Origin of the sequence: Arthrobacter agilis, from assembly GCF_002953615.1 — a bacterium.
Taxonomy (GTDB): domain Bacteria; phylum Actinomycetota; class Actinomycetes; order Actinomycetales; family Micrococcaceae; genus Arthrobacter_D; species Arthrobacter_D agilis_B.
Genome location: NZ_CP024915.1, coordinates 2,179,235 through 2,187,990, shown reverse-complemented (window position 1 = coordinate 2,187,990; position 8,756 = coordinate 2,179,235). Strand labels below are relative to the sequence as shown.

Here is an 8,756-nt window from a genome sequence, read left to right as displayed (position 1 = left end):
TATGGCGGGGGCGACGCCCGCCGCAATCTGCCCCGCTTCTCGGACGACGCCATCAAAGCCAACCTCCGAATTGTCGATACCCTGCGCAGCATCGGGGACACCAAGGGCATCACACCGGCCCAACTCGCCCTCGCCTGGGTCATGCATACAGGCACCACGCCCATTCCCGGCACTACCAAACCATGCCGCATTGCCGAGAACGCAGCCGCAGCCGACGTAGAGCTCACACGGGAAGACCTGGACCTCATCGAGGCAGCATCACCCCACGGAGCGGTCACAGGCGCGCGCAACACCGAAGCAGGTATGGCCCGCGACCGTGGCTAACCCGCAGCTCCCCCACCTCCCGGGCTCAGATTCGGGTTCGGGTTACCCGACACGAGATCGAGCATGTGCCGTGGTGCAAGCAATCACCTGAAGTAGTGCGAGGTTGTCTGCGACATGCGTAGGAGATGCGATACCGAGGGAATTAGGTTGATAGCCCTTGGGCTACTTCCGCCTACGCTGCAGCCGCCTTCATGTACGTCCTGTTTCGGGAATCAACGCTAGCGGCGCTCGACCCAGCCGTACCCGCCGGCTGAGAAGGTAGGTGAGCAATCCTCGCGGTGACGCGTCCAGTGAAAGTTCCCAGCGGACGCGTCACCTATGTGAGGTCGTTACCGTGGGCCTGGTCCGCTCGACTGCGTGTAATCGCCGGCGGTGACGGTGCCGAGCTCTTCCGCGCCGTCCAGGGTTCCTTCGGTGATCCCTTCGGTAGCAGTGGTGGTGCCGCCGGTGTAGACGGTGTAAGTCTCGCCATCGGTGATCGATGCCGAGGAGAAGACCAGTGACGCTACCTCTTTGCTCGTGACGAACGCACCAACGACGGTTCCGTCTGACGATGCGATCTGCAGTGCTGTACCTGCAGGGACCGCAGTGCCGAAGGTGATTTGTACCCCTGACTGGGTGGAGGCGGTCCCGGGGGTGACGGCCATGCCCGAACTGCCGGCCGCGGCAACGGTTCCACCGTCGACTGTCAGTTCACCATTGACGTCCAGCGCCCCGTTGCCGTCGTTGGTCGGGCCGTTTACGACGACGGTTCCCCCGGTGATGCTCGCGTCGCCATTGGAGTCCAGGCCGTCACCGTCGGAGTCGATGGTGAGGGTTCCGCCGGTAACAGTGACCGAGTAATCACCTGCTGCTTCCATGCCACCACCGGGTCCGCCGCCCATTCCTCCGCCCATTGATCCGCCCATTGATCCATCACTGCTACTGGTGGTTGCGGTGGATGCTCCCGATGCGTTGACGCCGTCGTCGGTTGAGGTGACGTCGACGGTGCCCCCGTTGATGGTGATGTGTTGCGCTTCGAGTCCTTCGACAGAGTCGGTGACAGTTATCATTCCGGCGTTGACAGTGAGAGTGGTAGCCGCCTTCACACCGTCGTCACCCGAGGAGACCACGAGTTGGCCCCCGTAGACGGTGAACCAGCCGCGCTCTTCTTCGTCCTCGTTGGTGGATTTGACGCCGTCGCCGCCTGCCGTGACGTCGTAGGTGCCCCCGAGGAAGGCGATGTAGTCCTTGCCTTCGATACCGTCGTCCACCGCATTGACAGTGACGTTGCCGGAGGCGAGGACCAGTCCGTCTTTTGAGGTGATCGCGTTGTTGGTGTTGCCGTTGACGGTGAGGTCACCAGCGCCGGCGATGGTGAGGTCGGCCATGGAGTAGAGGGTGGCGTTGGGTGCGTCCGTACCGGTGTCGGCGTAGGTGTCTGCGTCGGTCAGGGTGTTGGTGCTGCCGTCTTCGAGATAGACCATTGCTTCGTTGGCGCTGGTCACGACGAACGGCGAGCCGGTGCTGCTGGTCAGCTCGACGCCGTCGAGGATGACCCGGACGACGTCCTCTTCTCCTGCTGCGACGACGACCTGGCCGTTGGTGAGCTCCCCGGAAAGACGGTAGGTACCGGCAGCGGTGATGGTGATGGTGTTGCCGTCCACCGCGACACCGTCACCTGTGGCGCCACTGGCATCGTCCGCCAGGGTGACCGCCACCTCCTCGGCCGGGTCCCAGGTCAGGTCATCGGCGTCGTAGTGGGTGTCCTCGGTGATGGCGGTGGCATCGGCGGCAACGACAGCGGTCGTGTCAGTGGTTGTGTCGGAACTGTTGTCTGCAGCGGCATCGTTGGCCGTGGCCGTTGAGGAGGTTGCCGTACTCGAGGAGACGGTGGTGTCCGTGGTGTTTGTGGTGGTGGTGCCTGCGGTGGTGGTGGTGGTGCCGCAGGCGGCGAGGGAGAGGGCGATCGCCAGGGCGGCGACGGAGGTTTTGAGGGGCGTGCCGGGTGCTGTGATGGAGAAGCGGCGCATGAAGGATGTCCTTGGGGTTTGAAGGTTGCTAGTCGGAGTGGGCGTCAGTGCGGGAGTTGGCGAAACGCCAGGGAGTTGGTGATGGTGCGGTGCCAGCGGTTTGCCGGAAGTGCAGGATCTAGGGCGGCGAGACCGGTGGCGAATTTTGAGATGCGGCTGGGCCGAATGCCGTGGGCCCAGAGGTGGCGGTCGAGGGCGCTGGCCGCGTGGCCGGACTTCGTCTCGATGATGACAGCGCCGTCTAGTTCAAGGGCGTGTCCTCCCGGCTTCCGCCACGTGACGCCGCAGTCGATCGTGGCCCGGCTTTCGGACGCGGGTAAGTAGAGCGTGATGCGCCGGTAGCGGGTTTCAATGACGGGTTGCAGCATCCCTGAGGGCATGTAGCCGATGGAGGAAGTGAGGGTCTCATTGATGTAATTGAGGCCCTCGTTCGTGAGGCGGTGGCTGTCGGCGGGATCGTAGGGAATGCGTTCTTTGACGGTGGCAGCGCGTGCACCTTCGGTTTTCACTTCGAGGAAGCTGTTTGCGGTGTCCACGTACGTGCGGGTACGGATTTTGTAGCGGCGGCGCCTGCCGCGGGCGGCGAGTAGGTAGCTGTCGAGGTTCGGGGTGTCGAAGTACACGGAGTTGTAGGTGAAGGATCGACGGCCGGACATTTCGAGGACACGTGCCTCAGCGTCGAAGGATTCGAGGATGACGTCGGCGAGACGGGTTCCGACGACGTACTTTCGGTCGATGCGGGTCTGCAGGGCGGCGGTGTTGTTGAGCGCCTCGAGACTGATGACGGAGCGGGTGTCCAGGCCGCTGAGCGTTCCGGTGGTCATGAGACTTTCACCGGGTGGCGGGTGGTCTCCGGCAGTTCCTCTCGGTCCTGCGGTGAGAGCGGAAGGTGATTCGGGATGTGGGCGGGGTTTCCAGCGGGAGTCGTTTCGGGCAGGTCTGTGTAGTGGGTGGTGCCTGCTGGTGTATTGGATGCCCTGTCATGCAGAGACGTGATCGATGGTGTCGCCGGACCCGCTACGGATTGCTGAGGCGGGGTGGTCTTCTCGTAGCGAACCTCGACGATCGTCTTGTCGTTGACGAGGTCGAGTTCGGTTACGGTCGCGGAGTGAATTCGGGCATTGAGGGTTTCGTTCAAGCGTGTGTGGAGTACTGCCTCGTCGCTGATGGCCTGGTCGAGGACCACGATTTGGTGCCGGTATCCGGGTAGGACCCATGAGTGGTCGCCGATGAACATCGCGGCGAGGATCAGTCCCATGAGTGCCAGTGGTAGCCACAGTGGCTCGGCGCCGAGGCCCGCGATCAGTCCGAGGGCGAGGGCGGAGAAGTAGTAGGCCACCTCGTGCTGGGCAAGCTCTGTCGAACGGAGCCGGATGATGGAGAGGACGCCGAAGAGTCCAAGTCCCAGGCCGACGCCGGCTGCTGACCCGGAGAGCGCGGTAGCTACGGCGAGCACTCCGACGTTCATTCCGAGGTAGGACACGACGAGGTCGCGTCGGCGGTGGCGGCGAAGGTACAGGCCGAAGGTGAGCAAAGTGATCGCCAGGAGGTCTGCAGCGATGAGGATCAGGATGTTCATGGGATGTTCTCCAGGATGTGGTTGATTGGTCTCTTTCTAGAATCCGGTTGCACCCTGTGCTGAGGCTGTGCCGGAACGTAGCCCCGCATAAGAGCTGCAGGGATCGGCGTCAGGCCGCGTTCCTGCCTCTGGCCAGTTCAGGCACTGCATCCCCGAACGACGCGGAAACCGGCGCCGCAGCGGCATGTGGCACCGAAGCCCTGACCGATGTCCTCGAGTCGGTCCTCGTGCCGGTTAGGAAACGCCGTTGCACAGTGAAGCTCACGAAGAAGAGAAGGGCTTCGGTGAGGACTTTCGCTGCAACCTCCGGCATACCGGCGCTGGCGAGCAGGTATATCCCCGCGTAATTCGCGGCGAGTAGGGCGATGACAAGCGTGAAGTACCGCAGCGCAGCCATGGGTAGGGGCCGGTGTCGGCCGTGGCTGAAGACCAGGCGACGGTTTGTGAGGAAGTTCGCGGACGAACTGATGAGGCGTGCTCCTATGACGGTCGACAGGAGTGAGTCGGTCAGCAGGCCGAGCAGGACGAATGCGAGCAGGTCGATGCCGAAAGCAGCCAGTGAGGAGATGGAGAATTTCAGGAGCGGTGCGTAAATACGGGCGGAATCGATGAGCGGCCTGAAGTGGGACGAGCTGTTGCCCGGAAGGTAGATTGTCGAGATTCCGATGCTCTCGATCCGATAGCCTGCGTGACCAGCTTGGAGAAGCAGGTTGAGCTCGTACTCGTAGCGATCGCCTCGCACCGAACAGAGCCAGGCCAGCATGGTGGCGGGGTACCCTCGAAGCCCTGTCTGGGTGTCGTGCAGGTTCACTCCTGCTGCATGCCGGTACAAGGTGCGTGTGAGGGAGTTGCCCAACCGACTGCGGACCGGTACATCGCCGTCGAAAGCGCGTTCTCCCAGTACCATGGCCGCGCCGGCCTGCTGATTTCCCGTCCCGGCCTCGACCTGGGCGGCCACGTTGAGGATGTCGATGACGGTGTGCTGGCCGTCGCTGTCAGCACAGACCACGCCGTGGCCCGGGTAGTGGCGTTTGATGTAGCCGAACCCGGTTTTCAAGGCCTGACCTTTGCCCCGGTTAGTGGGATAGCCGATGACGGTTGCGCCGGCGCGGCGGGCGTCGTCGAACACGGGGCCGAAGCGGGGACCGCTGCCGTCGTCGACCACGAGGACCAGAAGGCGGGGATCCGCAGTGAGCAGGTCGCCGACGAGCTGCGGGAGCTTGCCGTCGGGTTCGTAGGCGGGGATGAGGATGATCACGGAGTGCCCCCTACTGGCCGATGTACAGGATGTCGGAAGTGCCGCGTTCCTCGCCCTTGCCGAGCGGGTTGTTCACCAGCTCGCCGTTGAAGTACATGGTCGAGGACCCACCACCGTCGATGTTGTAGGCCGTGGTGGCTCCGAGGTCCTGCATGATCGTCGCCAGCTCGGTCATGGTGACCCCGTCGCTGTAACCGTCGGACCTCCCATCCACGACGACGAACACCAGGTGGTTCTCGTCGATCACGCCGACCGCTGTACGGGGCTGCTCGCCTTGGATCGAGTGGTTGCCGAAGTTCGTGTCGACCTCGACGTCCTCGATGCCGGCAGCAATCTCACCGTCGTCCATGAGGGACGGACCGAAGGAGAGGGTGTTCCAGACGCCGTCCGCGAGGAGCTGCTCAGCGGTCGTGGTGGTCTCGTCGTAAACCTGGACGGTGCCGTCCGTGTAGAAAGCGAGGCCCTGCCGGGCCCCCTCGTCCCGGTAGACGACGCCGTTACGGATGACGATCCCGGTGTCGCGGAAGCCGTAGTAGTCGCCGTTAATCGCGAAGATCGCTTCATTGGCCTCGGCGATAGCGGAGGTGGTGTCGGTGATGTTCTCTCCGAAGCTGTCTTCGGCGAAGGCAGAACGGAGCGTTGTTGCGTCGGCGAGTTCGACATCGGCCACGTAATAGGTGACGGTCTCGTCACCGGTTCCGGTAACGACGGTCGAGATCTCGATACTGCCGTCCGCAGAGGTGTAAGACGTGTCTGTCAGGGCGGTGGATACGTCCTCCGCCTCAGCGTCGGTCTCGGTGTCCACCTCGGCGTCCGTTTCCGTGTCCGTCGTGTCAGTCGTCGCGGTGGTCTCGGTGCTGGTGGCTGTTACCTGTTCCGCCTCGTAGGCGGAGACGTTGCTGATCTCCACTTTCTCGACGACGAAGCGGTCCAAAGCCCACGCGGTGGTTCCGCCAGCGGCGAGGGTAACGGCGAGGGATGAGGCGAGGATCATTTTGCGTAGGCGTCCCGGCGTGCGGGGCTTGGAGTGTGTAGGCATACTCCAGTTCTACGAGGCACGCCTATGGCTGGTGTTTGCCCATCTTGTGCCAGGGCTGTGAGATCGCGGGCGCCTCACACATCGATGAATAGGGCAGGAAAGACACGTTGCAGGGCGCGTGCTGGGTGGGGGTGCACGGTGCGGGAGCCTCGACAGCCGGAGGCCGCATCGGTGGTTCATCACTAAGTTCGTGTTGCAAATGATGGACTCCGCAAAGTCCAGCGGCAGCACCGCGACGCCGGCGCATTCGGCCCACGTCGATATGGTTTGCCGTCCTGAGTAATTGGCGAGCACGACAGTCGGCGTGGTGATCTTGAGGAGCTTGCTGAGCGTGTGTGCCGCCGTCGTATTACCTGCCCCGGCGGTACCGATGAGGACAACGACTGACGGGGAAGTCGAGCGGAACCTGAAGGGTGAGAAGGATGCACGAATTACGGATAGCGTCCTGGCCCAGTTCTACGGGCGATCTTCACCAGTGCTCTGAGATGAATGAGTATCCGAGCTGTAAAGTCCCTTGTCAGGTCGCCGGCTCAGGGGAAAATCCACCCGGAACTGTGTCTGGCCCGGTTCGCTGGTCACGCCGATGCTCCCGCGGTTCGCTTCGACGAGGGCTTGCACGATCGCGAGTCCGAGCCCGGTGCTGTTGGCAGTGCCTGTGCCGGCCGATCGTGCGGTGTCCCCCCGGCTGAACCGGGTGAAGATGGTGCCGAGGAAGGCCGGGTCGATGCCCGGACCCGAGTCCGTGACGGTGATGCTCGCGCTTCCCTCCCGCACTGCGAGGGCCGTGGAGATCACCGTGCCCGGCGGCGTGTGCTTGTGCGCGTTGGAGAGCAGGTTGATGAGCACCTGGCGGACCTCGGCCTCGACGGCCCGTACTTCGACGGGCTCGTCGGGTAGGTCGAGGCTCCAGGTGTAGCCCGGCGCGGCAACCTGCGCATCGCTCGTCGTCTCGATCACGAGTTCGGTGAGGTCGACGTCGGATGCCTCGCCGCGCTGGCCCTCGTCGAGGCGCGCGAGCAGCAGGAGGTCCTCGACGAGGGACGACATGCGCTTCGACTCGCTGTCCACGCGTTCGAGCGCGGACCGTCCGGACGGGCTCACGGCCTCGCTCATGAGGACCAGCTCCGTGTAGCCGCGGATGGAGGTCAGGGGTGTGCGGAGTTCGTGGCTCGCGTCCGCCACGAACTGCCGCACCTTCATCTCGCTTGCATGGCGTTCGCGCAGGGCGCTCGTGACGTGGTCGATCATCTCGTTCAGGGCCAGCCCTACGGTGCCGACCTCCGTGCCGGGCTGGGCTGCAGCAGGGGGGACCCGCACGGGGATGGCCACTTCGCCGGAGGACAGGGGAAGCTGCGAGACGGACGTCGCGACGGCCGACAGTTCCTCGAGGGGGCGCAGGGACCGGCGGATGATCACGGTTCCGGCGAGCCCGGTCAGCACCAGTCCCGCCAGCGAGAGCCCGGCCACGGTGATGTCGAGGGAGACGAGGGTGCTGTCGCGCTCGGTGGTAGACAGGCCGGTGACGAGGACTGCGCTATCGCTGATTGGTGTGCTGGGTAAAGCTGATGCGTCGACCCGGTAATCACCCGTCGACAGTGCTAGTTCCGTCGGATCGTCGTTCGGGTTGATGCTTCTGAGCAAGGTGAGGTCGGCATCCGTGAGGGGTTCCGTGCTGCCGTCGTCTAGAACAAGCGCGGAGTTTTGCGCCACTCCATCGTCGAACAGTACGTTCAGGGTGCCGGGTCGCTGGCCAGCCGCATTCCCGGGGTCCACATCGCGCGGCGCCCGCTGGTCACCGTTGGGCGGAGGCCCGCCAGCGCGGTCGGCTGCTGAGGTCAAGGCTTCGTCGAGCTGCCCCGTGAGGTAGCTGCTCATGGCGAGGTGGCTGAGGACACCGATGGCCACGCAGATCGCCGTGAGCAGTGCGAGGGTCGCCAGGATCAGCTTCGTGCGCAGGTGCAGCGGCCGGCGTCCCGGTCGGGTGCCCGCGGGATGCGGAGGAGTCACGAAGCCGCGGATTTGAGCACGTACCCGGCGCCGCGGACGGTGTGGATCATGGGAGTGCGCCCGACGTCGATCTTCTTACGGAGGTAGGAGATGTAGAGCTCGACGATGTTCGCCTGGCCGCCGAAGTCGTAGTTCCACACGTTGTCGAGGATCTGCGACTTACTGACCACACGGCGCGGATTCTCCATGAGGTAGCGCAGCAACTCCCACTGGGTGGAGGTCAGGGCGATGTCCTCTCCATTGCGGGTGACCTCGCGGGTGTCGACGTTCATCACGAGGTCCCCGACCACCAGTTCCGCGGAATCCGACGCCGCGACCCCGGAGCGCTGGACGAGGCGGTGGAGGCGCAGCAGAAGCTCCTCCATGCTGAAGGGCTTCGTGACGTAGTCGTCGCCGCCGGCCGAGAGCCCGGAGATGCGGTCCTGCACGGCGTCCTTCGCGGTGAGGAACAGGGCAGGGACGTTCGGTGCGAAGGTGCGGATCCTCGTGAGTGCCTCGATGCCGTCCACTCCCGGCATCATGACGTCGAGGACCAGC

Annotated in this window: 8 protein-coding genes; 1 reads left to right on the top strand and 7 read right to left on the bottom strand. The window is 64.1% G+C overall.

Annotation, left to right across the window (positions count from 1 at the left end; translation table 11 throughout):
• A partial coding sequence (locus CVO76_RS10640) for an aldo/keto reductase (RefSeq protein WP_208739216.1) occupies positions 1 to 324 on the top strand: 324 nt, incomplete at its 5' end.
• A gap of 329 nt (positions 325 to 653) precedes the next feature.
• Here CVO76_RS10640 and CVO76_RS10635 read toward each other — a convergent pair.
• The 7 genes from CVO76_RS10635 to CVO76_RS10605 all read right to left on the bottom strand — a co-directional run.
• Positions 654 to 2,336, bottom strand: coding sequence for a carbohydrate-binding domain-containing protein (locus CVO76_RS10635; RefSeq protein ID WP_208739215.1), 1,683 nt, complete (start codon positions 2,334 to 2,336; stop codon positions 654 to 656).
• 44 nt (positions 2,337 to 2,380) lie between these two features.
• Complete coding sequence (locus CVO76_RS10630) at positions 2,381 to 3,160, bottom strand: polyphosphate polymerase domain-containing protein (RefSeq protein WP_208739214.1); 780 nt, start codon at positions 3,158 to 3,160, stop codon at positions 2,381 to 2,383.
• Complete coding sequence (locus tag CVO76_RS10625) at positions 3,157 to 3,915, bottom strand: DUF4956 domain-containing protein (RefSeq protein ID WP_208739213.1); 759 nt, start codon at positions 3,913 to 3,915, stop codon at positions 3,157 to 3,159. Before CVO76_RS10625 ends, CVO76_RS10630 begins: the two co-directional genes overlap by 4 nt.
• A gap of 109 nt (positions 3,916 to 4,024) precedes the next feature.
• On the bottom strand, positions 4,025 to 5,173 hold the full coding sequence (locus CVO76_RS10620; protein ID WP_208739212.1) for a bifunctional glycosyltransferase family 2/GtrA family protein: 1,149 nt from the start codon (positions 5,171 to 5,173) through the stop codon (positions 4,025 to 4,027).
• Positions 5,174 to 5,183: 10 nt separating this feature from the next.
• A complete protein-coding gene (locus CVO76_RS10615) occupies positions 5,184 to 6,212 on the bottom strand; it encodes a phosphodiester glycosidase family protein (RefSeq protein ID WP_208739211.1) in 1,029 nt (342 codons plus the stop codon).
• Between the two features lie 456 nt (positions 6,213 to 6,668).
• Positions 6,669 to 8,219: a HAMP domain-containing sensor histidine kinase gene (locus tag CVO76_RS10610; RefSeq protein ID WP_244185894.1), complete on the bottom strand. Its 1,551-nt coding sequence runs from the start codon at positions 8,217 to 8,219 to the stop codon at positions 6,669 to 6,671.
• On the bottom strand, positions 8,216 to 8,756 hold a 541-nt coding region (locus CVO76_RS10605), incomplete at its 5' end, for a response regulator transcription factor (RefSeq protein ID WP_208739210.1). The genes CVO76_RS10610 and CVO76_RS10605, both read right to left, overlap by 4 nt.

What these genes read in the sequence shown, in the direction of transcription:
- CVO76_RS10635 (WP_208739215.1), bottom strand. Translation starts at nt 2,336, where the DNA reads ATGCGCCGCTTCTCCATCACAGCACCCGGCACGCCCCTCAAAACCTCC.
- CVO76_RS10630 (WP_208739214.1), bottom strand. Translation starts at nt 3,160, where the DNA reads ATGACCACCGGAACGCTCAGCGGCCTGGACACCCGCTCCGTCATCAGT.
- CVO76_RS10625 (WP_208739213.1), bottom strand. Translation starts at nt 3,915, where the DNA reads ATGAACATCCTGATCCTCATCGCTGCAGACCTCCTGGCGATCACTTTG.
- CVO76_RS10615 (WP_208739211.1), bottom strand. Translation starts at nt 6,212, where the DNA reads ATGCCTACACACTCCAAGCCCCGCACGCCGGGACGCCTACGCAAAATG.